The organism is Campylobacter concisus (assembly GCF_015679985.1).
Taxonomy (GTDB): Bacteria; Campylobacterota; Campylobacteria; order Campylobacterales; family Campylobacteraceae; genus Campylobacter_A; species Campylobacter_A concisus_AC.
Genome location: NZ_CP049239.1, coordinates 1,129,735 through 1,153,840, shown reverse-complemented (window position 1 = coordinate 1,153,840; position 24,106 = coordinate 1,129,735). Strand labels below are relative to the sequence as shown.

The following is a 24,106-nucleotide window of genomic DNA, read 5'->3' as shown; positions in this document are numbered from 1 at the left end:
TTTTAGATATTTTTATGATTACGGCGTTTGTTTTATTTCTTATTTTTATGATAAGAGGCGTCATTTTACAGTCGCAGGAGAAGGAGAGAGTAAGAAAAATGGTAAGAGAAAAAAGAGAAAATTTTAATAAAAAGAGTGAAATATGAAAGAGTTATTATTAGAAATCGGAGTTGAGGAGCTTCCAGCGATACCGTTTTTAAGGGAGCTGCCAAATATCAATACTAAATGGCAGGCTGTACTTGAAAAATATAATCTTGTAAGCCCTTTTAAATTTTATTATACGCCGCGTCGTTTGGTCTTTTTTCATGAGAAATTTCCACAATCTCAGCCTGACAGCGTAGCTAGCTTTATCGGTGCGCCAAAGCAAGTGGCACTAAAAGACGGAGCATTTACAAAGGCAGCACTTAGCTTTGCAAATAAATGCGGCATAGATGAAAGTGAGCTTAAATTTAAAGAGATAGACGGCAAAGAGGTGCTTTACTACGAAAAAGAGGTAAAAGGTGAGCCGGTTGCTAGGATAATGGGCGAGATGGTTGAGGAGTTTTTAAAGAGTCTTAACTTTGGCAAGTCTATGCGCTGGGGTAACGGAGAGTTCGAGTTTATCCGCCCGATAAGATCGTTTTTGTGTTTGCTTGGCGATGAAGTTATAAAATTTAATAAATTTGGCGTAGAGAGCGGTGATTCAACCTATCCACACAGAAGCATTAGCTATGACAAGATAAAAATTTCAAATATAAAAGAGTATTTTGAAGGCTCAAAGAGCCGTGGTGTCGTGCTTGAAGCAGGCGAGAGAGAAAAAATAATCCTTGATGAGTTTGAAAAGATCAGCCAAAAAAGCGGGCTAAAGATCGAAATCGATAAAGACTTGTTAGCTGAAGTCGTGGCGATCACCGAGTATCCGACAGCACTTCTTGGCTCATTTGAAGAGGAATTTTTGGAGGTGCCAAGCGAGGTCATCATCACTTCTATGAAAGAAAATCAGCGCTACTTCCCAGTCTTTAAAGATGGTAAGCTCGCAAATGGCTTTGTAGTCGTAAGTAACGCCATCACAAAAGATTACTCGCTCATCATCAAGGGCAACGAAAAAGTGCTAAGAGCAAGGCTAAGTGATGCGATGTTCTTTTGGCAAAGCGACCTAGCGCACGAATTTAGCCCAGAAAAACTAAAAAATATAACTTATCTAAAAGAGCTTGGAAGCATCTACGAAAAAGAGCTTAGAGAGCTACAAGTGGCTAAAAAGCTTGCTAGCAACTATGACGAGCTACTCAAAAAAGAAGCTGGCGAGTACACGGCTAAGCTGGAGCGAGCTGTGATGCTAAGCAAGGCCGATCTTACAACTCAGATGGTTTATGAGTTTACCGAGCTTCAAGGCATCATGGGCGCTTACTACGCAAAGGCAAAAAACGAGGATAAAGATGTCGTTTTAGCCATAAAAGAGCAGTATTTGCCAGACGGCGAGGAGGCACAGTGCCCAAGCAAGGTATTTAGCTCGGTTGTGGCGCTTTCAAATAAGCTTGATACACTAATGGGGCTCTTTAGTATCGGCAAAATCCCAAGTGGCACCAAAGACCCATACGCTCTAAGACGTGCGGCAAATGGCGTGATAAAGATCGTTTTGGCGCATAATTTGAAATTTAACGTAAAAGAAATTTTAGAAGATATCGCAAAAGACTACAAGAAATTTGATGTTGAAGTGCTTATAAATTTCATCCTTGATAGGCTTTACACTTTCTTTGACGCAAATGCTTCTATCGTAAAAGCGTGCATAAAAAGCGGCGAAAAGGACATCTTGGAGCTAACTAAGATGATAGAGGCACTTGCTAAAATTTCTAGCGAGCCAAACTTTAGAGAGAATTTCTCTACATTTAAGCGCCTTGCAAATATCATCAAAGACGATAAATTTAGCAAGATTGATGAGAGTCTCTTTGAGATAGATGCTGAAAAGGCCTTAAATGATGCATTTAAAGCGGTCGATAAGAGCCTAGCGTATGAGCCAAGGCTAAAGGCGCTATTTGCATTAAAACCACAGATCGATGAGTTTTTTGACAAAGTTATGATAAATGTTGAAAATGAGAAAGTGCGAAATAATCGCATTGCTATCATCGGCCAAATTTATAGCGAGATACTAAAAGTAGCTGATATAAAAGAGATCAGCTTTTAAATTTACGCCAGCTTGTAGCTTTTGCTTGGGCTGGCTTTTTAAAATTTATATTCCTAAGACTACCTAAAAATATCGAATTCTGGCTCATAGGCCTTAGTTTTTATTCCAAAATATCCAAGAACTGAGCTAAATATAAAATCATGCGAAAGACTTTCGTTTTTTCTAGCTTTTAGTCTTTTTAAAAGCTCGCTATCGCTTGAAAATACGATGGCTGGGATATGTTTTTGCTCATCTGGAGCGATGGAGTAAGGTAGACCATGTAAATATATGCCGTTTTCACCTAGGCTCTCTCCGTGATCTGAAAAAAAGAACATGGTAACTTCAAATTCATCTTTTCTTGCTTCAAGGGCATTTATCAGCTCGCTTTGTAGATAGTCCTCGTATAAAATAGTGTTGTCGTAGGTATTTGCTATCTCTTCTGGCGCGCATTTATTTAGCTCGGCAGTGTCGCATGTTGGGGTAAATTCTTTAAATTTTCTTGGGTAGCCTTTGTAGTAGATAGGGCCGTGTGAGCCTTGCAGGTGTAGCACGATAAGGGTAGTGGAATTTGCATCTTCGATGACCTTTTTGGCCTCATCAAATATCACTTCGTCAAAACCTTCTGCTCGATGATCTGAAGTATGGTTTTGATCAAGATTGTCGCAAACCACTACTTCTATTTTTTTCGCAACCGCCACTATTGTTGTCAAAAAAGTATGTCTTTATACCAAGCTTATTGATAATATCAACTAAATTTTCACGAGCTTTTGCTTCACGGTTACTAAAATTTTCTCGCTTTAAGTCTGAAAATAGGCAAGGCACACTAGTCTCTGTGGCTGTTCCACATGAGTAGAAATTTGTAAAACTTACCACATCTTTTTGTTTAGTAAATTTATTCGTATCGTTTTTGGCGTAGCCATTAGTGAGTAGTTTCTGCTTCTTTGTGTCTCGCCAACTATCAAAACTAAAATTTTCTTTTTATTATCAGCTAGTACCGCATCATCTGCTACATAGGTAAAGGTAGTGGTTTTTGAGTGATCGATTTTACTAGTTTTATAGCCGAGTAGATGGGATAGTATGGGAGCAATGCGGTTCTTAAATTCGAATGCTCTCTAAAAAATGGTATAAAAATTTTAGACGTTAATAAAAATATGGTAGCTATCGCAACTATAGAAAATGAGATAATTTTTGCTCTTAATTTAAGCTCATTAAATGCTAGCAAAAACTAAGATAAAGACAATTGTAAATATAAGAAAAAGAGTATAGAAAAAAGAGTGGATTATTTTATAAAAAGCCATAATAATAGGACTCAAATGTAAATGGCTAGAAATTTTAAATAAAAATAAGATTATTTTTTCTTTTTCTTGCCTTTAGAATTTTTTGCTTCAGACTTTTTGACTTTTGCATTCTCTTTTATGCTAAGTTTTTCTTTAACTTTTTGCATATCGTTAAAGCCAATACCTTGGACTTTTTCAAGTTCATCGATGCTTTTAAATTTATGGGCTTTTCTATATTTTATAATGTTTAACGCCTGGCCTTTACTTAGGCCAAGTTCCATCAACTCATTTTTGCTGGCTGTATTTAGATTAGTGCCATATGCAATACTTGCAACTACCAAACAAAGTAAAATTTTAACCTTCATCTTATCTTCCTAAAATAATAATCCATCGTTTTCTTGATCTTGTATGATGTCATTTGCTGGCATATTTTGAGGTAGTGGTGAGTCGTTTGTGTAGTATTCGTCACTGCCACTATAATAGCCTTTATAAACACCATCTGGCTGCTCAAATGCACGTCTTAAAGTAGGATAAAGCTTAATGTAGCCTTCCATAAATTTCTTAAACACAGGTGCGGCTGTTCTACCACCGCCTTCAATCTTTTTCATAGGGCTATTGTCGTCATTTCCGTACCAGATTATTGCTTCGATATCAGGTGAGTAACCACAAAACCAAGCATCGATGTTATTATTTGTTGTGCCGGTTTTGCCTGCTATTTGGATGCCGTTTATTTTAGCGTTGCGTCCAGTGCCGTTATTTACGACATTTTGAAGAAGTGTCGTCATCAAAAATGCTTGTTCTGGTTTTAGCACTTGCTTTCTTTGTGGTTCATAGTCCATCGAAGCCCCAAAGCTATTTTCTATATGCTTAATAAGTGTTGGCTCAACCATCTCGCCCTCATTTGGGAACATTGAGTAAAATTTTGCAAAATCAAGTGGTGAAATCCCAAAACTTCCAAGTGCGATAGATAAATTTTCTGGGATATCGTTAAAGCCCATATCAGTAAGCTGTTTACGAACCGAGCTAAGGCCAAGATCGTTTAGCAAATTTATGGTTGCGAGGTTACGAGACTGAGTTATGGCTGATTTTATAGTGATATAGCCTTGAAAACCGCCACTATAGTTCTTTGGTGTCCACTCTTTGCCATTTCCCATATCAAATGTCCTGGCGATATCAGCCACTTGAGAAACAACTGAGTAGCCACTATCAAGAGCGATTTGGTATATAAACGGCTTAAAGCTAGATCCTGGCTGGCGCTTGCTTTGAGTGGCACGGTTATAACTGCTTTTTGTGTAGTCAATACCGCCAATTAGTGCCAAAATTTGACCACTTTGTGGATGAGTGACTACTATAGCTCCATTTAGGATTTCTGCATTTGCTTTTTTGTCGCGTTTTAAAATTTCATTGTAGCCATAGACTAGAGCTTCTTGAGCGATCTTTTGAACATTTAGATCAACTGTGCTTTGTATCTTATAGCCACCAGTTTTTATATCGTCAAATTTCTTTGAAGCCTCTTTTATTATCTCATCGACTACGTAAGGGGCTTTATTTCTTGTGAGTGTATCGTCAAAGACCGCTGGCTCTTCAAGCACGCCCTTGCGGTACTCATCCTCATTTATCCAGCCGATGCTATACATTCTCTCAAGTACTCTATTTGCACGGCTAAGCGAGAGATCAAGGTGCTTTGTAGGATCATAGGTGCTTGGAGCCTTTGGTAAGCCAACTAGCATGGCAACCTCTTTTATGCTTAGCTCATTTAGCTCTTTTCTAAAATATCCCTCAGCTGCTGTTTTTATGCCGTAGTAACCATGTCCAAAATAGACGTGATTTAGGTATCTTTCGATGATATCTTCTTTGCTAAGCTCGCTTTCGAGCTTCATGGCAAGCACGATCTCTTTTATCTTTCTTGTAAATTTCTTCTCACGGCTTAGAGCTAAATTTTTAATGAGCTGTTGTGTTAGTGTTGAAGCTCCCTCGACTAGTTTTCTGGCCTTGATATCTTTTATGGCAGCTCTTGCCATAGCTTCTACGTTTATGCCACCATGCTCAAAGTAGCTCGTATCTTCGATAGCCACGAGTGCTTCGATGACACGCGGCGGTATGTCGTTATATTTTACGTAAATTCTATTTTCTTCAAAGATATTTGCAATGAGTTCGTTGTTTCTATCAAAAATTTGCGTTGTAAGCTTTGGTTTATAATCAATAATAGCGTAAGCATCAAATCTAACTTGTGAGTAAAAATATAAAAATGCTCCGCCAAGTGAAATGGCAACTATAAAGATAAATGCCAAGATATATTTCATAAAAATGCCTTTAATATTTTTAAATTTAGTCCCATGGCTGTGCTGGTCTCGCCTTGTTGGGAGATGATATATTTTTTATTAAAATTTTCTATCGTCATGGCTCCAGCCTTACCTTGCCACTCATTATTTTTTATGTATTCATTAAGGTCATGCTCGTTAAATTTTTTAAATTTATACGTAGTCTTACTTACGTTTATAAGCTCAAATTCGCCTAAAAATATCATCGCTGTATAGACGCTGCATTCGTTGCCACTTTGTAAATTTAGCATGGCAATTGCTTCTTTTTCATCCTTTGCTTTACCTAAAATTTTATCCCCACACGCCACGCAGCTATCTGCAAAGAGTAAATTTTTAAGACCTATATTTTCTTTTAAAAATTGCTCTTTTTTGGCTTTTACGACGTTTTGGACATAAATTTCAGGCTTTACATTTTTTTCTATCTTGCTCTCGTCAAACTGGAAAGAAATTTGAGTGAAATTTATGCCAGCATCTTTTAATAAATTTGCCCTTGTTGGCGAGCTTGAAGCAAGTGTTATCATAAAAATACCTTATAGCTTATACCAAGATAAATAGCTGCTAGCGAAGCTAATAAATTTAGTGGTGTAAAATAATAAATTATAACGATCAAACTCTCGTTTAGCTCGATCATTTCATGCGATCTTAGTGCTTTTAAGGCCTTTTTGTATCTATAAAATATATAGCTTAAATTTAATAGCAAAAATAGTTCTATTGCGCATTTTGTTGCCACCATTGCACTTGCCATAGGATTTGTCAAATTTGCATCATAAAATCCAAAAATTATAACCACACTTGTCGCTATCACGCAAAGGATTAGTATGAAAATCGCAATGCCAAAGCGTCTTATAATGTGAAGTAAGATGTGATAGCGTTCCTTGTCTTCAAATTTATTTTTTATAAAGTAACTTCCAACAAGCACAAGACCGGCTTGTAGCCCCACAAAAAGAGCTACAAAGCATACATGCAAAAATAGTACTACTTGGTCAAATTTTATAAAAGCTATATCGTAATGACTCATTTTTCTAAGGCTTGCCTTGCGTATTCAAGTGAGTCTTTTATCGCATCTTCTATCATTGATGCATCTTTGCCACCGGCTGTTGCAAAGTCATCTTTGCCACCGCCATTGCCGCCTAGGATTTGCGCTGCAAATTTTACCCAAGCACCAGCTTTTAGTGGAGCATTTTTGACTCCAGCTGCAAGAGAAATTTTGCCACTCTCATCAGTTTGGATTAGCAAAATAGCAGCACTTTCATGCTCATTTTTAAACTCATCTATCAAGGTTTTTATATCTCCACCATCTACGCTTGTGACGCAAAGCTTGGTTTTATTTATATCTAAATAGACTAGCTCATGAGAATTTTTAGCATTTTTTAGTTTGTCTTTCAAAACTCTTAGTTCATTTTTTAGCTTTTTGACCACATTTAGTGGCTCGGTGCTCTTTAGCTCATCTTTTAACTCATCAAGCTCAGCTCTAAATGACCTTGCTAAATTTAGCGCAGCCCTTGAGCAAACAGCCTCTATACGCCTAACGCCAGCACTTACACCACTCTCTTTTGTGATGAAAAACGATCCGATCTCATCTATATTTTTCACGTGTGTGCCACCGCAAAGCTCTTTGCTAACATTGCCAAAGCTAACGACTCTTACATTATCAGCGTATTTTTCATTAAATAGTGCGATAGCTCCACTATTTTTAGCATCTTCAAGTTTCATAAGTTCTGTTTTTGAGTTAGCACCATTTAGTATCCACTCATTTACCAAATTTTCGACCTTTAAAATTTCTTCGCTAGTAAGTGCTTTTGGATGTGAGAAGTCAAACCTTAGCCTATCTGCCTCGACGCTTGAGCCAGCTTGAGCGATGTGTGTACCAAGCACGCTTCTAAGGGCTGCGTGAAGCAAGTGTGTAGCACTGTGATGACGCGCGATCTGGGCTCTATCGCTGCCAACTTCAAGTTCTACTTCATCGCCAACTTTTAGCGGTGCGCTAGTTTTTACTAAAGATAAATTTAGTCCATGAAATTTTTGTGTATCAAGTACATTTGCTTTACCAATTATCTTACCGCTATCGCCGCACTGACCGCCACTTTGAGCATAAAATGGAGTGACATCAAACATCACCCAGCCCTCCTTGCCAGCATCCAGGCTATCTACATTTTTAAATTCTTCATCAAGTAGGGCTAAAATTTTACTTTTACTCTTAAGCTCTTCGTAGCCTATAAATTTATTCTCGCCAAATTTTTCAAGTAGCTCTTTAAAATCGCCCTTTGCACTCTTATCGCCACTGCCTTTCCAAGCAGCTTTTGCGCGTGCTTTTTGCTCGCTCATAAGCTCATCAAACCTCGCTTCATCGACCTTTAGACCCTTTTCTCTAAGCATATCAGCTGTTAGATCAAGTGGAAAACCAAATGTGTCATAAAGCTTAAACGCAGCCTCTCCGCTAAAAATTTCTTTTGTATTTTTAAGCTCGCTCTCAAATAGCTCCAAGCCACTAGCGATTGTCGCCAAAAATCTCTCTTCTTCAAGCTTGATCTGTTCTTTTACGGCCGCTTTTTTCTCATTTAGATAGGTGTAGTGCTCGCCCATTAGCTCGCAAACTTTATCAACAAGCTTATACATAAATGGCTCTTTTATGCCTAGCAAGTATCCATGGCGGATCGCACGGCGTAAGATGCGGCGAAGCACGTAGCCACGGCCTTCTTTGTCAAATGTCGTGCCTTGAGCTAGCAAAAATGTGACCGAGCGGATGTGGTCGCTTATGACGCGGTAGCTAGCGCCACTTTCATAGACGTATGGCTTGCCGCAAAGCTTTGCCACTTCGCTAATTAGCGGCATAAAAAGTGTGCTATCGTAGTTGCTAAATTTGCCTTGCAAGATAGCAGTAACGCGCTCAAGTCCCATGCCAGTATCAATGCTTGGCTTTGGCAGTGGGCTTAGTTTGCCATCCGCGCTTCTTTCATACTGCATGAAAACAAGGTTCCAGATCTCTAAAAATCTATCTCCATCGCCGCCCATGTAGTCTTCAGGTGTGTTAAAGTGTTCAGCGCCTTGATCGTAAAAAATTTCACTGCAAGGGCCACATGGTCCAGTATCTCCCATTTGCCAGAAGTTATCGTGATCGCCAAAGCGGTAAATTCTCTCTTTTGCGATGTGAGTGCTCCAAATTTCAAATGCTTCATCGTCGCTTTCGTGAACGGTTACATAAAGCTTATCTTTTGGCAGTTTTAGTACTTCTGTTACAAATTCCCAAGCGTAAGCGATCGCCTCTTTTTTGAAGTATTCGCCAAAACTAAAATTTCCTAGCATCTCAAAAAATGTGTGGTGGCGCGCTGTATAGCCGACGTTATCAAGATCGTTGTGCTTTCCGCCAGCTCTTATGCAGGTCTGACAGCTAGTGCGGATAGGTGGTGTTGGGCGTGGCACTTCGCCTGTGAAAATGCTCTTAAATGGCACCATGCCAGCATTTGTGAAAAGTAGTGTTGCATCGTTTGGCACGAGTGGTGCTGAAGCTACGACTTCGTGACCTTTTGATTTAAAAAAATCAAGATATGCCTTTCTTATATCTAAATTTTGCATTTTTATCCTCGTTAGTTTTAAATTTTGCTCGATTTTAGCTAAAAATCGTTTGTAAATTTATAAAAAAATACAAAATTAATTTTTGCTTAATATATTTTATAAATTTATTTGTTTAAAAGCGATTTGCAATTAAAATAGCCTAAAAATTTATAACTAAAAGGTCTTTAGTGAAACTCAAAATTGGCATTGTTGGATACAATCTGGTTGGCAAGCGGCACTATATGGAGCTGAGGCGTTCTGACAAATTTGAAGTTTGTGGAGTTTTTGATAAAGAAAATAGAGATGATGCTTGCAGAGCTCCGTTTTTTGATGAGTTTAAGAAATTTATAGAAGTAGCCCAGCCACAAGCTATCGTACTTTGTTTGCCTCAACATGAGATCGTAGAGGCCTTTTGTCAGTGTGTAAAATATTGCCAAAATATCTTGATTTCAAGGCCGATATTTAAAAGCGTGAGCGAGCTAAAAGAGATAAAATATGCTTCAGTGGTAAATAAAGTAAGAGTTTGCACCGGCGTTGATGAGCGTTTTAATCCAACCATCGTTTCATTAAAAAAGGCGCTTTTAAAGGAAGAAGAAATTTATAGCATTTCAATTGCACATTTTAGACCACTTTGTGAGGGAAATATTATAAACGAACTTTCGCTTTGCGATATAGACCTTGCGAAAAATTTAGTAGATAGTGAAATTTGTAGCTTTTTTTATACTCAAGCAAATAAAACAAATACCAAAATATGCGACAATGTTGGAATAAACATTAAAATGAAAAATCAAATTTTGGTGAGTATTACTGATTCTTTTTGTGGCTCTTTAGAGCGTTTTAAAATAGAAGTAAATGCCAAAGAAGGTGTTTATTTTGGCGATCTTATCGATTATAAGCTTCATAGAGTCAATGAAAATGGGCAGATGAATTTAAAAACCGATCCCATAAATAATGAGATAAAAGCTCAATACGATGCCTTTTATAATCTTTGCCAAAGTGGCGAAAGTAGCGAGCTTTCAAGCATTGATGATGCGATAAAAATCAAAGAGCTATTTTGATGAAAAAGGCGCTTTTGCTTTTGAATATGGGCGGGGCAAATAGCCTTGCTGATGTAGAAATTTTTCTAAAAAATATGTTTAATGACCCTTATATTTTGGGTATAAAGAATAAATTTTTAAGAAAATTTGTGGCTTTTATGATCACAAAAGGTAGGCTAAAAACGGCTAAGTATAACTACGAACAAATAGGTGGCAAATCGCCTATTTGCGAGCTTACAGCTAAGCTTTGCGATAAAATTTCAAGCTTACAAAATGAGTTTGATGCAGTTGATTTTGCGATGAACTATACTTCACCATTTGCAAAAGATGTGCTTAAAAAATACGAAAATTTTGATGAGATAGTGCTTTTGCCACTTTATCCTCATCATTCACAAACTACGATAACTTCGAGTTTAGATGATTTTAAAAAAGCAAAAGATGAGCTAGAGATAAAGGCTAAAATTTTGCTTTGCGGGCCATTTTATGATGATGAAATTTATAATAAAATCATAATCTCACATATAAATGAAGCCATAAATAACATAGATATAAGCGATGTGGAGCTTATCTTTTCAGCTCATTCGTTGCCTCAAAAAATTATTGATAAAGGCGATGTCTACGAAAAACATATAAATGAGCATGTGCAAATTCTAAGCAAAATGATAAAAGATAGCGGATTAAACTTCAAAGAGATAAATTTAGCCTACCAATCGCGTCTTGGGCCTGTAAAATGGCTAGAGCCCTCACTAAATGAAATTTTGGCAAAGTGTAAGAGTAAAAAGGCTCTTATCTATCCACTCTCTTTTTGTATTGATAACTCTGAGACTATTTTTGAGCTAGTTATTGAGTATGCAAAGATCGCAAAAGAGCTAAATTTTAGCTTCTACAAGGTTGTTTGGTGCCCAAATTTTAGTGATGAGTTTGCTAGTTTTATCTTACAAAAAGCAAAAACAGCCAAAGAGATTAACTTTTAGGAATAAATCTTGCTTATGAAATATATCTCAATACAGTAAAAGGAGATATATGAAGGTACAAAATAACGACATAATCGATTATTTATTGCAATCAGGCTCAAGCAAAACTAAAGATAAAAAAAATAGTTTTGATGAAATTTTAAACCTTGCTATGGATAAAATCGCAAGCGATGCAAAAATTTCAGATAAGATTGAACAGTTTAAAAAAAGGCTTACTGAAATCGGTGCAGTTGGTTTTATAAGTGAGCTAAATTCTAACAAGATAGAAGAGAAAATAGCCCAAAAGAAAAAGGAGCTAACAGAACTTCTAGGCATAGATGATCCCGCAAAAACACAGGATCAAAAAAATGAGTTGCTTAAAATAATGGATAAAATTTTAAGTGATTATCGCAAAGAGCTAAATGTAGCACTTGCTAATCAAGCTTTGCTAGAGAAGCAAAAAAATCTTAATAGTAAGAGTAGTAGCTCGGTTAATCTAAGTTCTGTTTTAAATGAGCTAGGACTTGCTTAAAATTTATATAAAAGATATTTAAGCCTATATAACTTTGCCAAAAATCTATATTTTTACGGCAAAGTTATACCAAATTTTATAGCAGCTCCGTATATTATTGCGCTAATTATTCCAGCAAAAAAGCCAGCTACCATATCATCGCCCATTACGCCAAGGCCACCTTTTACATTGCGGTCGATCCTGCCTATTATCGAAGGCTTTTTGATATCAAGCACTCTAAAAAGCACAAGTGAGAGTATGAGTTGAGAGATCGTAGCTCCACTAATGGCAATAGCAAGCCAAACTCCAGCAACTTCGTCTATAACGATAAAACTTTCATCGTGAGAATTTACCTTTTTTTCAAAATCATCAATAACGCTAATGCTTACCAAAAATAGCAAAATACTAGCTAGAAAAAGCGTGGTTGATGATAAAAAATAAAGCACAAAATAAGCTACTACAGCACCAGCGATAGAACCCCAAGTGCCAGGTGCTTTTGGTAAAAGTCCAAATCCAAAAAAAGTTAAAAATAGTTTTTGCATAAATTTCCTTAAGTCATCGATGATGTTTGATAAAGCTTCATAAGCTCTTCGTAAAAGTCACGGTCAGTTTTGTTTTCAAGCAGTCCTGAATTTACAAAAAGATCATCACAAAGCTTTTGCACGTCTTTGAAGCGATTTGTAAAGAGTTTGCTTAAAACTAGTGCAGAAATTTCTGGCCTCACAAGAATGGCTGGTGGCATAATGCCGTTAAATAGCAGCTCCTTGATAACATCTGGATGATATTTGATCTGATGGTGTTGTCCGTGCGGGCAACTTTTGGTACTAACTAGCGTCTTGCATTTGTTGCAATAAACTAGCTCTGGCAGCACGATTACCTCTAAATTTAGGTCGTTTTTATAAATATCAAGAATCGTATGAGCTTCATTGTGATCAAAAAACATTCCAATTCCTGAGTGGTTTTGCCCGATGACTAGTTTATTTGCCCCAAATCTTGAAGCAGCGATACACTCAAGTGTAGGATTTGCATGTGAGCTAAAAAGAGTCGTGTTTTTTAGAGCAAAGACAAAGACCTTTTTCGTCGGCAAATAATTTTGTATAAAATAGTCTAACACTTGCTTTCTAATCTCGTAATCAACGTGCTTTTCTTCGCGTGTTCTTATTAAAAAAATGATTACTAAATCAGCTTTATCAATAGTCATTCTAACAAGGCGCTCGTGAGCTCTATTGAATGGATCGGCTGTTAAAAATACAGCTGTTATCTTTTTAGCGCCATCTTCTTTTATTAGATCATTTAGTGCATTTTTGCTTATTTGCATACTTTCATCATAAAGCTCAAATTCGCCACTAATGCCGTATTTGCCCAAATTTAGCTCTTTATCATTGCTAGCTTCGTTTGCTAAAAATATATTTTTAGCTCTCATGCTCTCATCAAATTTAAAGACCTTAGCAACATTGATGTGCCCAACGATCTTACCATCAAGACTTAGATTTACCTTTTGTCCAGGAGCAAGCTTGCTAGTAATATTTTGATTTAGCTCGCCAAATGGAGCGAATCCAAAAGAATACGGCATCGGCTCGCCATTAAAATAGCCTTTTTTGCTCACCTCTTTTATCTGTTCATCATCCATCAACGAGTCGTAATCTGAGAGAATTCTATTTTTTATTAGCTCCAAAGCACCAAAAACTTCGGTATTTATAGAAATTTCACTATTTTTTCTTGCTGACGTCATATTTCTTTCTCTTTTCCCAAAGTGATTTTCTAGAAATTCCAAGCTTCTTGCTAAGTTCTGTATCAGGGAATTTATCTTGATAATTAACGATTATGTACTTTATATATTCATCGATCGTAACGATCTCATCGATATTGAAATTTTTATCGCGTCCTGAAAGCTCAAGCTCGTCAAATGGTGCTTTTTGTGCAAAATCGCTAGTTGAGATTGCGACCTTTTTCTTTTTGCAAATTTCTAAAATTTTCTCTTTTTCTTCTTGTTTTAGCTCCTCTAAATTTGTCATATAGATTAGCTCATCACCATTTTTGGCTAGTACCTTTTCAAGCTCAGAAAAACAGGCTTTGCCTAAAAATAAAAATGGTAATTTGCAAGCTTTTACGTAGCTAAATATAAATTTATCGCTGTATCCGCTTTTGCTTGATTTTAAAAGCAGTGGAAATTTTATCTTTTTTGCCTCAAAGCTAGAAATTTCGTACTCTTTTAAAGCGTAATTTACATAGCTTTCATAGTTTTTGATCTCGTTTTTGAAATTTCTAAATTCCTCAAAATGCTTTATCTTTCTAACTAGCTCTTCTATCATAAATGGCTTTTGGATGTAATCAACCGCACCTGCTTGGATCGGTTTTAGCACAGTGTCGCTATTGATATAAGCGATTAATAAAATAATGATAGAGCTTTTAAATTTTTCGATAACAGGGTAAAAATCCTGTCCTGGAAGTGTGGTAGAAAGTAACACTACATCAAAATTTTCAAATTTCAATGCCTCTTTTACGCTTTTAGCGATCTCGCAGTCGTAGCTAAAATCAGCTAGTTTACTAGCCATCGAGCCAGCTAAGTAAATTTCATTTTCTACTATTAAAATTTTCATATTTGCTTCCAGTTGTAAAATTTAAGGCTAGCACTTGCCATTACGGCGATCCCTTCGCATCTGCCAACAAAGCCAAGCCCTTCAGTAGTCGTTGCCTTTACATTTATGCGGCTTTGGCTCAAATTTAGAGCTTTTGCGATATTTGCCTCCATTTTTGACTTTAGTTTTGAAATTTTTGGTTTTTGTGCCATTATCGTGATATCAGCGTTTGTTAGCACAAAACCCACACTTTGCACCCTTTTGTAAGCTTCCTCAAGCAAGTAAATGGAGCTAATATCTTTAAATTTAGCATCCGTATCAGGAAAAAGCTCGCCTATATCGCCAAGTCCAGCAGCTCCCAAGATAGCGTCAGTTAGCGCATGAAGTGCCACGTCGCCGTCGCTGTGAGCTTTTAGCCCAAACTCATAGTCGATCTTCTCGCCACAAAGAATCAAAGGACGACCCTTTTCAAACTCATGCACATCAAAGCCATTTCCCACAAAGACTTCATTTTCTGGCTCTTTTAAAGTAGAAATTTTGGCAAGATCCTCTTTGTAAGTGATCTTTCTTGCCATCTCATCACCTAAAATTTGCCATACGCTTGCGCCAATGGCTCTCATAGCCGAGCTATCATCTGTGTAAATTTCACCGCTACTAAGAGCTTTTTTAAGAAGTGCTGTGCGCGAGAGTTGCGGCGTTTGGATCAGTTTTACCTTATCTCTATCAACCACATTTTCGCCAAGATAAGCGGTGTCTGCGATCTTTAGCGCTGGAACTACACAATCAGCTTGACTCGCTGCCTCTATAATTTTGTGAAAAAGCTCGCTTGAGATACAAGGGCGAGCGATGTCGCTAACTAAGACAAATTCACTATTTACTAGCTCAAGTGCGTTTTTTAGGCTATCTTGCCTGGTTTCGCCGCCATCAACAAATTTATAATTTGGAGCAAATTTTGACATATATTTGCACTCTTTGCTAACGACAATGATCTCTTTAAATGTGTAAAAGTTACTCAAATTTTTAGTAGCGAATAGCCAAAGTGGATCGCTTCCTATTCGAAGCCATTGCTTCTTTACTGGTAGCTCAAAACGGCTAGAATTTCCTGCTCCAAGCATTATAAGTGATATATCAAGCAAGATAGCTCCTTTGAAAATTGTTACAGAATTATACATCTCAAAACTTCAAAATTTCTTTTTAAAAAAGTAAATTTTTAAAAGCTTATTTAGTTAGTTTAAATCAAAAAAGGACTAAAATGAGGTTTTTAAAAATCAAAAAAGGCCTTATATGAGAGATAAGACGCAGATGTATTATGCTAGGCGCGGCGAGATAACGCAAGAGATGAGCTATGTGGCAAGGATCGAAGGGCTTAGTGAAAATTTGGTGATGGATGAGGTGGCAAAAGGTAGCATCATCATCCCAGCAAATATAAATCATAAAAATTTAAAGCCAATGGGCATAGGGCGGAAGCTAAGGACAAAGGTCAATGCAAATATCGGCAACTCAAGCCTAAGTAGCGACATTTGCGCTGAGCTTAGAAAGCTTGAAATTTGCCTCGAATTTGGCGCTGATACGGTTATGGATCTAAGTACGGACGGCGATTTAGACGCTATTAGAAGTGCGATCATCGAGCATTCAAGCGTGCCAGTTGGCACAGTGCCTATGTATGAAATTTTAAAAGAGGCAAAAGAGGTTACAAATATCACAAATAAGCTCATTTTAGAGATACTTGAAAAGCAAGCAAAGCAAGGAGTTAGTTACTTTACGATACACGCTGGCTTTTTGCGTGAGTTTTTGCCACTTGTTAAGAAGCGTAAAATGGGCATAGTAAGCCGCGGTGGTAGCCTAAGTGCAAGTTACATGTCAAAGTTAAATAGACAAAATCCATTTTATGAAATTTTTGATCAAATTTTAGAAATTTGCGCAAGATATGATGTCTCGCTCTCGCTTGGCGATGGACTTCGCCCAGGATGCCTTTTTGATGCGACAGACGAGGCACAGCTTAGTGAACTAAAGGTGCTTGGAGAGCTAACGCTTCGTGCATGGGAAAAAGATGTGCAAGTGATGATTGAGGGTCCTGGTCATGTGCCATTAAATCAAATTGAGTATAATATGAAAATCGAACAAGAGCTCTGCCATGACGCCCCATTTTACGTGCTTGGACCGCTTGTCTCAGACATAGGTGCAGGATACGATCACATCACCTCGGCGATCGGTGGCACGATGGCGGCATATCACGGCGCTAGCATGCTTTGCTACGTGACGCAAAAAGAGCACCTTGGCTTGCCAAATGAAAATGACGTAAGGGAGGGCATCGTAGCTCATAAGATAGCAGCTCATGCCGCTGACGTCGCACTTGGAAAGGTTGGAGCTATAGAAAAGGATCACGAGATGAGTGATGCTAGATATGCATTTGATTGGAACAAGCAGTTTGAGCTTAGCTTTGATCCAAAGAAAGCTAGAGAGCTTCACGATGAGAGCTTGCCAGAAGATGCGTTTAAGAGTGCTCATTTTTGTTCGATGTGCGGACCAAAATTTTGTGCATATAAAATTTCAAAAGATCTAGAAAAAGGAGAAAAATGTTAAATAAAGAAGAGGTCTTAAATAGACTAAAAGGTGTTATATATCCTGGTTTTGAAAAAGATATAGTTAGCTTTGGCTTTGTAAAAAATGTAGAAATAGGCGATAAAATTTTAATCGAAGTCGAGATCGTCAGCTCAAGCCCAGAAGTGGCAAATGAGCTAAAAACGGACATCAAACGTGTTATGGGCTCAAATGAGTATGTGTTAAATTTGATCCAGCCAAGGATACCTGAGGAGAAAAGTAACACTCAAAGTGGTAAAAATATCGCGCCACAAGTTAAAAATTTCGTAATGGTAAGCTCTGGAAAAGGCGGCGTTGGTAAATCAACCACAACTCTAAATTTAGCCATCTCAATGGCAAAACTAGGCAAAAAAGTGGGAATTTTAGACGCTGACATCTACGGACCAAATATCCCAAGAATGCTTGGCGAAGTAAATACTCAGCCACAAGTCGTTGGTAACAAGCTAAAACCGATACTTAGTCACGGAGTTGAGATGATGAGTATGGGCGTTTTGATGGAAGAGGGCATGAGCCTCATCTGGCGTGGCTCGATGATAATGAAAGCGATCGAGCAGCTGCTAAAAGACGTACTTTGGAGCGAACTTGATGTCTTGTTTCTTGACATGCCTCCAGGAACGGGCGACGCACAGCTAACTCTAGCTCAAAGCGTGCCAGTAACGGCAGGTGTCTGCGTCACAACGCCACAAGTGGTAGCACTTGACGATAGCAAGCGTGCGCTTGATATGTTTGAGAAACTTCACATCCCAATCGCTGGTGTCATCGAAAATATGAGTGGTTTCATCTGCCCAGATAACGGCAAAGAGTACGACATCTTTGGCAAAGGTACGACTGAAGAGATAGCAAAAGCTTACAATACGCAAATTTTAGCTGAAATCCCTATCGAGCCAGCTGTTCGCGTGGGTGGAGATAATGGTAAGCCAGTTAGCTTCTACGAGCCAAACTCAGTCACTGCAAAACGCTACGAGAGCGCGGCTGCTAGACTTTGGGAAGTGATAGAAAATATAAATAGTGATGGCGGAGCTGATAACTCGGCGATCCAGCCCGTAAATGACGGCAAGAGTGCTTGCTCGAAGTAAAATTTACAAAAGATAAAATTTAGAGCAAATTTTAAAATTTGTTCGTTTAAAGTTGGCTACCAAAATTTAGCTTTGCTTGATGCTTGGCTTAAATTTTGGAGCCAAAATGCACTTCAAATCAAAAATTTATTAACAGGAGAAAAGATGAAAGCGATCGTAACCGTAGTCGGAAAAGATAGAGTTGGCATCGTTGCTGGCGTCTCAGCAAAGCTTAGCGAGCTAGGGCTAAACATAGATGATATCTCACAGACTATTTTAGATGAGTTTTTTACGATGATGGCGGTGGTTTCAAGTAATGAAAATAAGGATTTTACGGTCCTAAGAGAAGAGCTTAATAAACTTGGAGAGAGCCTAAAAGTAAAGATAAATATCCAAAGTTCCGCTATCTTTGATGCGATGCATACAATCTAAGGAAAAACAATGGACATCAAAAACGTAACCGAAACGATCTCGATGATCGAAGAGCAAAATTTTGACATCAGAACGATCACGATGGGCATTAGTTTGCTTGACTGCATCGATCCTGACATCAACAAAGCTTGCGACAAAATTTACGCAAAAATCACCACTAAAGCCAAAGACCTAGTCAAAGTGGGCAACGAAATTTCTGCTGAGCTAGGCATACCAATCGTCAATAAAAGAGTGAGTGTGACGCCTATCTCGATAATCGGCGCCGCAACGGACGCAAAAGACTACGTAATGATCGCAAAGACGCTTGATAGAGCGGCTATTGAGGTTGGTATTGATTTTATAGGTGGTTTTTCAGCTTTAGTTCAAAAGGGATATCAAAAGGGCGATGAAATTTTGATAAATTCTATCCCGCAAGCACTTTCTCAGACTTCAAAAGTATGTGCAAGTGTCAATGTCGGCTCAACAAAAAGTGGCATAAATATGAGCGCTGTGCGTGACATGGGACGCATCATAAAAGAGACGGCGGCAGCTTCAGAGATGGGCTGCGCCAAGCTTGTCGTTTTTGCAAACGCAGTCGAAGATAATCCTTTTATGGCTGGTGCATTTCATGGCGTGGGCGAGGCTGATGTGGTGATAAATGTTGGCGTTTCTGGCCCAGGCGTGGTAAAAAGAGCCCTTGAAAAGGTACGTGGCGAGAGTTTTGACATGGTAGCTGAGACTGTGAAAAAGACGGCATTTAAGATCACGCGTATCGGCCAGCTTGTGGGCCAAATGGCGAGCGAGCGCCTTGGGGTTAAATTTGGTATCGTCGATCTCTCTCTTGCCCCAACGCCTGCTGTGGGCGACTCGGTAGCTCGCGTGCTTGAGGAGATGGGGCTTGAGGCTGTTGGTACGCACGGAACGACTGCGGCACTCGCTCTCCTAAATGACGCAGTAAAAAAAGGTGGCGTCATGGCGTGCAATCAAGTTGGCGGCTTAAGCGGTGCATTTATACCAGTTTCTGAGGATGAGGGTATGATAGCGGCGGTGCGCGCTGGCTCACTAAATTTAGAAAAACTTGAAGCGATGACTGCGATATGCTCGGTTGGTCTTGATATGATCGCTATACCTGCTGACACACCAAGCGAGAGCATAGCTGCGATGATCGCTGATGAGGCGGCTATCGGCGTTATAAATCAAAAAACAACGGCCGTTCGAATTATACCTCTTGGACGTGAGGGCGATATGATCGAGTTTGGCGGCCTTTTAGGAAGAGCGCCTGTGATGAAGATAAATAAAGCCTCAAGTGCCGATTTCATCGCTCGTGGTGGACAAATTCCAGCACCTATCCATAGTTTTAAAAACTAATCTTCGAAGTCCGCTTTAAATTTGCGGACTTTTTCTTAAATTTATCCTAATCTTTTCAACTGCTTTTAGTTAGAATAATAAAAATTTTAAGCCAAGGAGCTAAAATGAAAATTTTATCACTACTTACGGCGCTACTTTTTGGATCGGTATGTGGCTTTGCAAATGATGGTAAAGTAAGAAGTATCGACATCTACGTCACGCCTTACTACTCAGCAAATGCTGGCAAGGTGGAGTACGTCAAGGTCTATGACAAGATAGATGAGCTTTTAAAAAGTGGCAAAGAAGAGGACTTTAAAAAGGCTGAAAAGATCGTGCAAGACGCCCCACAAATGGTCTCTCCGATAACTCTTTTTGTCCTTTCAGCTCGCGCATACGATCTTGGACTTCGCGATGATGCGGTATTTTGGTTTTATGCGGCAAAAAATCGCTCGATTTTGCTAAGAGGTGTTATAGACATGGAGGGCGAGAAATTTACTGACGTGGTGGCCGCGATAGGGGCGTTTATGAAGCTTGTTGGCGACGTGGTCAATCCTTATGCATTTTGCGATATCAAAAAGCAACAAGAGATCGCTGATAAAGCGCTTGGATGGACTAAGAAAAATGCCTATGAAGCGATGTTCTCGCCAGAATTTAGCTCGCCTCACGAAGATAGAAAAGCAGCCCTTGCAAAAGGCATAGAAAAGCTAGAAGCCCGCAATAAAAAAGAGAAAGATTACTTTTTAGATAAAGATAATCTTGCTAACTTTAAAGCTATGCGCAAGCAAAATGGCACTGATGAGAAATTTTGCTTCTAAATAGCGAGAAAAACTGAAAATTTGCTTGTAAATTTAACTTTTGCTTTATGCTAAAAGGGCAAATTTACAAGTTATCTTCATTTTAGATGATAAATTTTAGCTCATTACAAATCTGCTTAAATTTCGCTCTTTTTCGTAAGAGTAGCAAAACCATAAAAATGAGAATAAAAAATGACTTTAAAATTTGGCGAACTTGAAAAAGTTGCAACAGATGATGGCTTTATCTGGTATGCGGAGACGGTGCTAAAAAGCGAAATTTTTGGCCAAGTGCTCTTTTGCCTTATCTCGGCAAATGGGGCAGACGTGGATGATGAGACTACTTTGCTAGCAGAGCGCATCGCCAGCGATATCGATTGGTACGTAAAAGAGGCGCTTACGTTTTTACGAGATGAGCTTAAGCAAAAATACTTTTTGAGCAAGGACGAGCTTAGAGCGCTTGATGTGCCAGTTTGCGACCTGCCCTTTAGCTCGCCACAGTGCACCTTTTATGCGCAAGATAGGCAGTGGCTGATGAGATTTGCTGAAGGTGCGCTTGATATTTGTGAACCTTTCGGTATTGGGGTGATTTTTGAAGGTGAAAAGCCATTGTATTTAGAAAATTTAGAGCTTAGCCAGGAGTGCTAATCGCGGATAAATTTTGCTTTTAAACGGTGAGATAAATTTGGTTGCTGTTTTAGGTTTTTAGCCCAAAACAGCAAAAATTTGCACTTATACGTTGCAGCAGCAATAATCACTCGGATCTTTTTCTTTTGTGATCCTAACTCTTAAGTCGTGACGGATGATCTCTATCGACCAGAACCATATCATGTGACCGACAAATTCAGATACGTGTTCGTACCAAGGGAGTGTCCAAAGTGGTGGAGTAAGCCCCAAAATAGGTAGTGTGATCACGTGAACAGCGATATTTACGATAATGCCAACTAGTAAGCCTTGCCATATTGTAATCTTTGGAAATTTCTCAGCCAAAACACAATAAGCAACCGCAAAAACGATCGAAAATAATATATGCGTCATCATTACGTAGTTAAACGCATGCCCTGCAAACTCGTAAATGGCGGCATTTGGATCGGCTACGCCCAAATAATCCCTTAAAAATACATAAGGCGGATTTAAGAAATTTCTAGAGCAATCGATCGCATCGGCTGCTCTAATGGCACTCTCTGGTCCGCAAGCAGCGTTAAACATATCCATCGGACTTCTTGGAGGAAGTGGAAATTCTGCTCCCCATTTGACAAAAGCTGAGACAATGCCAGCGACAAGGCCGATCAATGTAGCCAGAGCAAATCTAGGTTTTGTTACTAAATTTGACATTTAAACTCCTTCTTTAAATTTGCAAAATCTTATTGCAATTTACTTTATGATAAGATTAATCATTATTAAAAATATAAAAATATTTAAAATTTTAATGGACTTAAAATCATAAAATTTTTAGCCATTTTTGGCTAGACTAAGAAAAATTTAAAGGAGAATAGATGTCTAAAGAGTTTAAAGATGCAAATGAATTTAAGGAATTTTTTGAAGAATTTAGAAAAAAAGATGGTTACAAAGATCCGCTTGCTTTTGGTATCGCTAGGATCGATCGCGGACAAAAAAATACAGACAAAATTTTGCAAGCGACATTCGCTGTTGTAAATTACAAAGAGAGTTTTTTAAGCGCAGCTGCTTATATCTATGCTTTGCAAAAATGTGATGTTAAGGTTGATTTTAACGGCTCTGAATTTGTAGCCGATCTTACTCCAAAAGTGGTAAAAAAGGCTAGCAAGCTCTTTAGTGTCTTTGAAAAAGAGATAAGCTCTCATAAAAATGTACAAAATTTGCATGCCGTAAAAATGGCATTTGATGATGATCTTGAACTAAATGAGAATAAATTTAAGCTTGTGTTTTTGTTTGATGATGCAAAGCCACTTAGCGTGGAGGCCGTATATCTCAAGCTTTACTTGATCTCGCTTGGCAAGGTTGCACCTAGGACGATCGTGCTTGATGGAGCTTTTGGTGTGTTACCAAATGTTGCATGGACTAGCCAAAATACGCCAATCGAGCTTGAATGGTTAAGAGAAAATGAAATTTCTCTAAAGATGTTTGGCGAATATCCAGCGATCGTTAGCGTCGATAAATTCCCAAGATTTTTAAGCCATATCATTCCAGCGGATAATACGAGAATTTTAGACTCAGCCAAGGTTCGCATGGGTGCTGCCGTGTATCCTGGCACAGTCGTTATGCCTGGTGCTGCCTACATCAACTTTAACGCAGGTACAACCGGCGGGGTGATGGTTGAAGGCAGAGTCAGCAGCTCTGTCGTAGTTGGCGATGGTAGTGACGTAGGCGGAGGGGCAAGCATACTTGGCGTGCTAAGTGGCACAAACGGCAATCCTGTAAGCATCGGCAAACACTGCTTGCTTGGCGCAAACTCAGTCACAGGCGTACCTCTTGGCGATAACTGCATCGTGGATGCTGGCATAGCGGTGCTTGAGGGCACAAAGGTCTATATATCAGCTAGCGAGCGCGAAAAGTTAGCTAAGCTAAATCCAGAGTTTAAATTTGAAGCTGAAATTTACAAAGCGCTTGAGCTTGGTGGGCTAAATGGACTTCATTTTAGACAAAATAGCCAAACAGGCCAGATCACTGCAAGTGCGAGCAAAAGGGCGATCAAGCTAAATGAGGCACTTCATTAAAAGGAGCTAGCATGAAAGTTGGCATTTTGATGTTTGACAAGATAAATTTGTTAAGCTTTGCCAAAATTTATGATTTTTTACATAAATTTGAGGATTTTAATATCAAGACTTACGCACTAAAGCCTGAGGTTGTCGATGAATTTGGCGTCAGGCTTCATCCAGAAATTTATGCTGAAAGCCTTTATGGTGTGGATATCTTAGTCGTGCCAGATGGTGTTGGAGCACTTGGATTAAGATACGATGAGATATTTTTAAGCTGGGTTAAAAGCTCAGCGAGTGCGAAATTTAAGATAGGTTTTGACCTTGGCGTGCTCATCTTTGGCGGGGCTGGATTTTTAGAAGACAGAGAGGCTTGTATAAGGGGCGGATACAAAAACGCACTTAGTGACTACTGTGATGTTAATGATGCTAAGATGTGCGAAAGTAGGGGTGTCATAAGCGTTAGTGAATTTGATGATAGAATCAAAGAACAGCTGACAACGATGCTGGGTAAAGATAAATTTTAAGAGTTTTGAGCTTTAAATTTTTTAGTTTAGTGGGTTAGAATAAGGCTTTTTGCTAAACATCTCCTTTATCCTTAAAAGAGAAGATGCCAACAAGATCGACAATATCCACTTTTTGATTTTTAATATCGCACATCATTTTAAAATGCTCCAGTGCGATATTCTTATCATTTTTACTTAACTCATTAAGTTTTTAGTCACATCAAAAATGATATCTATGCCACCATTTTTTATTGTCATAGTAAAGTATAAAATTTTAAACTAAGGCTAGATAAATTTTAGACGGGCTGCACTCTTGCAAGAACAGAATTTTATAAAATCTAATGCAAAAT

At 38.5% G+C, this 24,106-nt stretch carries 24 protein-coding genes and 1 pseudogene; 12 read left to right on the top strand and 13 right to left on the bottom strand.

Annotated elements, in window-relative coordinates:
* Nucleotides 1-142: 142 nt before the first annotated feature.
* Nucleotides 143-2,161, top strand: a complete 2,019-nt coding sequence (glyS, locus tag G5B98_RS05840; protein ID WP_196086318.1) for a glycine--tRNA ligase subunit beta — start codon at nt 143-145, stop codon at nt 2,159-2,161.
* A 59-nt stretch (nt 2,162-2,220) separates the two neighbouring features.
* On the opposite strand, the gene G5B98_RS05835 is transcribed toward glyS, so the two are convergent.
* The 8 genes and pseudogenes from G5B98_RS05835 to alaS all read right to left on the bottom strand — a co-directional run bounded on the left by G5B98_RS05835 (nt 2,221) and on the right by alaS (nt 9,311).
* Entirely contained in the window at nt 2,221-2,811 is a 591-nt protein-coding gene (locus tag G5B98_RS05835) for a phosphoethanolamine transferase (protein WP_269775679.1), read from the bottom strand.
* Nucleotides 2,792-3,040 (bottom strand): annotated as a pseudogene (locus tag G5B98_RS09535) (sulfatase-like hydrolase/transferase); the annotation flags it as partial. The gene G5B98_RS05835 and the pseudogene G5B98_RS09535, both read right to left, overlap by 20 nt.
* Before the next feature lie 106 nt (nt 3,041-3,146).
* Nucleotides 3,147-3,362 (bottom strand): phosphoethanolamine transferase domain-containing protein, encoded by a 216-nt coding sequence (locus G5B98_RS09435; protein WP_232524559.1) that lies wholly within the window; start codon nt 3,360-3,362, stop codon nt 3,147-3,149.
* A gap of 126 nt (nt 3,363-3,488) precedes the next feature.
* Nucleotides 3,489-3,782, bottom strand: coding sequence for a ComEA family DNA-binding protein (locus tag G5B98_RS05830; protein ID WP_196086317.1), 294 nt, complete (start codon nt 3,780-3,782; stop codon nt 3,489-3,491).
* Nucleotides 3,783-3,791: 9 nt separating this feature from the next.
* Nucleotides 3,792-5,720: a transglycosylase domain-containing protein gene (locus G5B98_RS05825; RefSeq protein WP_196086316.1), complete on the bottom strand. Its 1,929-nt coding sequence runs from the start codon at nt 5,718-5,720 to the stop codon at nt 3,792-3,794.
* A complete protein-coding gene (gene maf / locus G5B98_RS05820; protein WP_196086315.1) occupies nt 5,717-6,259 on the bottom strand; it encodes a septum formation inhibitor Maf in 543 nt (180 codons plus the stop codon). Before maf ends, G5B98_RS05825 begins: the two co-directional genes overlap by 4 nt.
* Nucleotides 6,256-6,756, bottom strand: a complete 501-nt coding sequence (locus G5B98_RS05815; protein ID WP_084042051.1) for a 3-isopropylmalate dehydratase — start codon at nt 6,754-6,756, stop codon at nt 6,256-6,258. Before G5B98_RS05815 ends, maf begins: the two co-directional genes overlap by 4 nt.
* A complete protein-coding gene (gene alaS, locus G5B98_RS05810; protein WP_196086314.1) occupies nt 6,753-9,311 on the bottom strand; it encodes an alanine--tRNA ligase in 2,559 nt (852 codons plus the stop codon). Before alaS ends, G5B98_RS05815 begins: the two co-directional genes overlap by 4 nt.
* Before the next feature lie 167 nt (nt 9,312-9,478).
* Between alaS and G5B98_RS05805 the strand changes: the two genes are divergently transcribed.
* Genes G5B98_RS05805 through G5B98_RS05795 form a run of 3 tightly spaced genes read left to right on the top strand, consistent with a single transcriptional unit; the run spans nt 9,479 to nt 11,812 of the window.
* On the top strand, nt 9,479-10,348 hold the full coding sequence (locus G5B98_RS05805; RefSeq protein ID WP_196086313.1) for a Gfo/Idh/MocA family protein: 870 nt from the start codon (nt 9,479-9,481) through the stop codon (nt 10,346-10,348).
* Complete coding sequence (gene hemH / locus G5B98_RS05800) at nt 10,348-11,301, top strand: ferrochelatase (RefSeq protein WP_196086312.1); 954 nt, start codon at nt 10,348-10,350, stop codon at nt 11,299-11,301. Before G5B98_RS05805 ends, hemH begins: the two co-directional genes overlap by 1 nt.
* Before the next feature lie 49 nt (nt 11,302-11,350).
* Nucleotides 11,351-11,812 (top strand): response regulator, encoded by a 462-nt coding sequence (locus tag G5B98_RS05795; protein WP_072594668.1) that lies wholly within the window; start codon nt 11,351-11,353, stop codon nt 11,810-11,812.
* 53 nt (nt 11,813-11,865) lie between these two features.
* On the opposite strand, the gene G5B98_RS05790 is transcribed toward G5B98_RS05795, so the two are convergent.
* The 4 genes from G5B98_RS05790 to G5B98_RS05775 are packed head-to-tail and all read right to left on the bottom strand — an operon-like array spanning nt 11,866 to nt 15,506.
* Nucleotides 11,866-12,333: a phosphatidylglycerophosphatase A family protein gene (locus G5B98_RS05790; RefSeq protein ID WP_084109307.1), complete on the bottom strand. Its 468-nt coding sequence runs from the start codon at nt 12,331-12,333 to the stop codon at nt 11,866-11,868.
* Nucleotides 12,334-12,341: 8 nt separating this feature from the next.
* A complete protein-coding gene (locus G5B98_RS05785; protein WP_196086311.1) occupies nt 12,342-13,523 on the bottom strand; it encodes a sulfate adenylyltransferase in 1,182 nt (393 codons plus the stop codon).
* Nucleotides 13,501-14,391, bottom strand: a complete 891-nt coding sequence (locus G5B98_RS05780) for a response regulator (protein ID WP_196086310.1) — start codon at nt 14,389-14,391, stop codon at nt 13,501-13,503. The genes G5B98_RS05785 and G5B98_RS05780 overlap by 23 nt, the downstream gene beginning before the upstream one ends.
* Nucleotides 14,388-15,506, bottom strand: coding sequence for a bifunctional 2-C-methyl-D-erythritol 4-phosphate cytidylyltransferase/2-C-methyl-D-erythritol 2,4-cyclodiphosphate synthase (locus G5B98_RS05775; RefSeq protein WP_103589596.1), 1,119 nt, complete (start codon nt 15,504-15,506; stop codon nt 14,388-14,390). The genes G5B98_RS05780 and G5B98_RS05775 overlap by 4 nt, the downstream gene beginning before the upstream one ends.
* A gap of 148 nt (nt 15,507-15,654) precedes the next feature.
* Here G5B98_RS05775 and thiC point away from each other — a divergent pair, with 148 nt between their 5' ends.
* The 6 genes from thiC to G5B98_RS05745 all read left to right on the top strand — a co-directional run bounded on the left by thiC (nt 15,655) and on the right by G5B98_RS05745 (nt 21,223).
* On the top strand, nt 15,655-16,953 hold the full coding sequence (thiC, locus tag G5B98_RS05770; protein ID WP_196086309.1) for a phosphomethylpyrimidine synthase ThiC: 1,299 nt from the start codon (nt 15,655-15,657) through the stop codon (nt 16,951-16,953).
* Entirely contained in the window at nt 16,947-18,047 is a 1,101-nt protein-coding gene (locus tag G5B98_RS05765; protein WP_196086308.1) for an Mrp/NBP35 family ATP-binding protein, read from the top strand. Before thiC ends, G5B98_RS05765 begins: the two co-directional genes overlap by 7 nt.
* A 144-nt stretch (nt 18,048-18,191) precedes the next feature.
* Entirely contained in the window at nt 18,192-18,458 is a 267-nt protein-coding gene (locus tag G5B98_RS05760; RefSeq protein ID WP_087583839.1) for an ACT domain-containing protein, read from the top strand.
* Between the two features lie 9 nt (nt 18,459-18,467).
* Nucleotides 18,468-19,805 carry a PFL family protein gene (locus G5B98_RS05755; RefSeq protein WP_196086307.1) on the top strand — a complete coding sequence of 446 codons (1,338 nt, stop codon included), beginning with the start codon at nt 18,468-18,470 and terminating at the stop codon, nt 19,803-19,805.
* Between the two features lie 104 nt (nt 19,806-19,909).
* A complete protein-coding gene (locus G5B98_RS05750) occupies nt 19,910-20,599 on the top strand; it encodes a cytochrome-c oxidase (RefSeq protein WP_196086306.1) in 690 nt (229 codons plus the stop codon).
* A gap of 171 nt (nt 20,600-20,770) precedes the next feature.
* A complete protein-coding gene (locus G5B98_RS05745; RefSeq protein ID WP_196086305.1) occupies nt 20,771-21,223 on the top strand; it encodes a hypothetical protein in 453 nt (150 codons plus the stop codon).
* Nucleotides 21,224-21,307: 84 nt separating this feature from the next.
* Here the strand turns inward: G5B98_RS05745 and G5B98_RS05740 are convergent, their stop codons facing one another.
* Nucleotides 21,308-21,910 (bottom strand): YagU family protein, encoded by a 603-nt coding sequence (locus tag G5B98_RS05740; RefSeq protein ID WP_196086304.1) that lies wholly within the window; start codon nt 21,908-21,910, stop codon nt 21,308-21,310.
* Between the two features lie 161 nt (nt 21,911-22,071).
* On the opposite strand from G5B98_RS05740, the gene G5B98_RS05735 reads away from it, so the two are divergent.
* The gene (locus G5B98_RS05735) at nt 22,072-23,271 is read left to right on the top strand and encodes a tetrahydrodipicolinate N-succinyltransferase N-terminal domain-containing protein (protein WP_196086303.1); all 1,200 of its coding nucleotides are present in this window, start codon (nt 22,072-22,074) and stop codon (nt 23,269-23,271) included.
* An 11-nt stretch (nt 23,272-23,282) separates the two neighbouring features.
* Entirely contained in the window at nt 23,283-23,777 is a 495-nt protein-coding gene (locus G5B98_RS05730; protein WP_196086302.1) for a hypothetical protein, read from the top strand.
* Nucleotides 23,778-24,106: the final 329 nt, after the last annotated feature.

Excerpts from the sequence above, each read along its gene's own strand:
- hemH (WP_196086312.1), top strand. The coding sequence starts at position 10,348 with ATGAAAAAGGCGCTTTTGCTTTTGAATATGGGCGGGGCAAATAGCCTT.
- G5B98_RS05760 (WP_087583839.1), top strand. The coding sequence starts at position 18,192 with ATGAAAGCGATCGTAACCGTAGTCGGAAAAGATAGAGTTGGCATCGTT.
- G5B98_RS05740 (WP_196086304.1), bottom strand. The coding sequence starts at position 21,910 with ATGTCAAATTTAGTAACAAAACCTAGATTTGCTCTGGCTACATTGATC.
- G5B98_RS05795 (WP_072594668.1), top strand. The coding sequence starts at position 11,351 with ATGAAGGTACAAAATAACGACATAATCGATTATTTATTGCAATCAGGC.
- G5B98_RS05785 (WP_196086311.1), bottom strand. The coding sequence starts at position 13,523 with ATGACGTCAGCAAGAAAAAATAGTGAAATTTCTATAAATACCGAAGTT.
- G5B98_RS05755 (WP_196086307.1), top strand. The coding sequence starts at position 18,468 with ATGGACATCAAAAACGTAACCGAAACGATCTCGATGATCGAAGAGCAA.
- alaS (WP_196086314.1), bottom strand. The coding sequence starts at position 9,311 with ATGCAAAATTTAGATATAAGAAAGGCATATCTTGATTTTTTTAAATCA.
- G5B98_RS05790 (WP_084109307.1), bottom strand. The coding sequence starts at position 12,333 with ATGCAAAAACTATTTTTAACTTTTTTTGGATTTGGACTTTTACCAAAA.
- thiC (WP_196086309.1), top strand. The coding sequence starts at position 15,655 with ATGAGAGATAAGACGCAGATGTATTATGCTAGGCGCGGCGAGATAACG.
- G5B98_RS05825 (WP_196086316.1), bottom strand. The coding sequence starts at position 5,720 with ATGAAATATATCTTGGCATTTATCTTTATAGTTGCCATTTCACTTGGC.
- G5B98_RS05735 (WP_196086303.1), top strand. The coding sequence starts at position 22,072 with ATGTCTAAAGAGTTTAAAGATGCAAATGAATTTAAGGAATTTTTTGAA.
- G5B98_RS05815 (WP_084042051.1), bottom strand. The coding sequence starts at position 6,756 with ATGAGTCATTACGATATAGCTTTTATAAAATTTGACCAAGTAGTACTA.
- G5B98_RS05830 (WP_196086317.1), bottom strand. The coding sequence starts at position 3,782 with ATGAAGGTTAAAATTTTACTTTGTTTGGTAGTTGCAAGTATTGCATAT.
- G5B98_RS05765 (WP_196086308.1), top strand. The coding sequence starts at position 16,947 with ATGTTAAATAAAGAAGAGGTCTTAAATAGACTAAAAGGTGTTATATAT.
- G5B98_RS05750 (WP_196086306.1), top strand. The coding sequence starts at position 19,910 with ATGAAAATTTTATCACTACTTACGGCGCTACTTTTTGGATCGGTATGT.
- maf (WP_196086315.1), bottom strand. The coding sequence starts at position 6,259 with ATGATAACACTTGCTTCAAGCTCGCCAACAAGGGCAAATTTATTAAAA.
- G5B98_RS05745 (WP_196086305.1), top strand. The coding sequence starts at position 20,771 with ATGACTTTAAAATTTGGCGAACTTGAAAAAGTTGCAACAGATGATGGC.
- G5B98_RS05730 (WP_196086302.1), top strand. The coding sequence starts at position 23,283 with ATGAAAGTTGGCATTTTGATGTTTGACAAGATAAATTTGTTAAGCTTT.
- glyS (WP_196086318.1), top strand. The coding sequence starts at position 143 with ATGAAAGAGTTATTATTAGAAATCGGAGTTGAGGAGCTTCCAGCGATA.
- G5B98_RS05780 (WP_196086310.1), bottom strand. The coding sequence starts at position 14,391 with ATGAAAATTTTAATAGTAGAAAATGAAATTTACTTAGCTGGCTCGATG.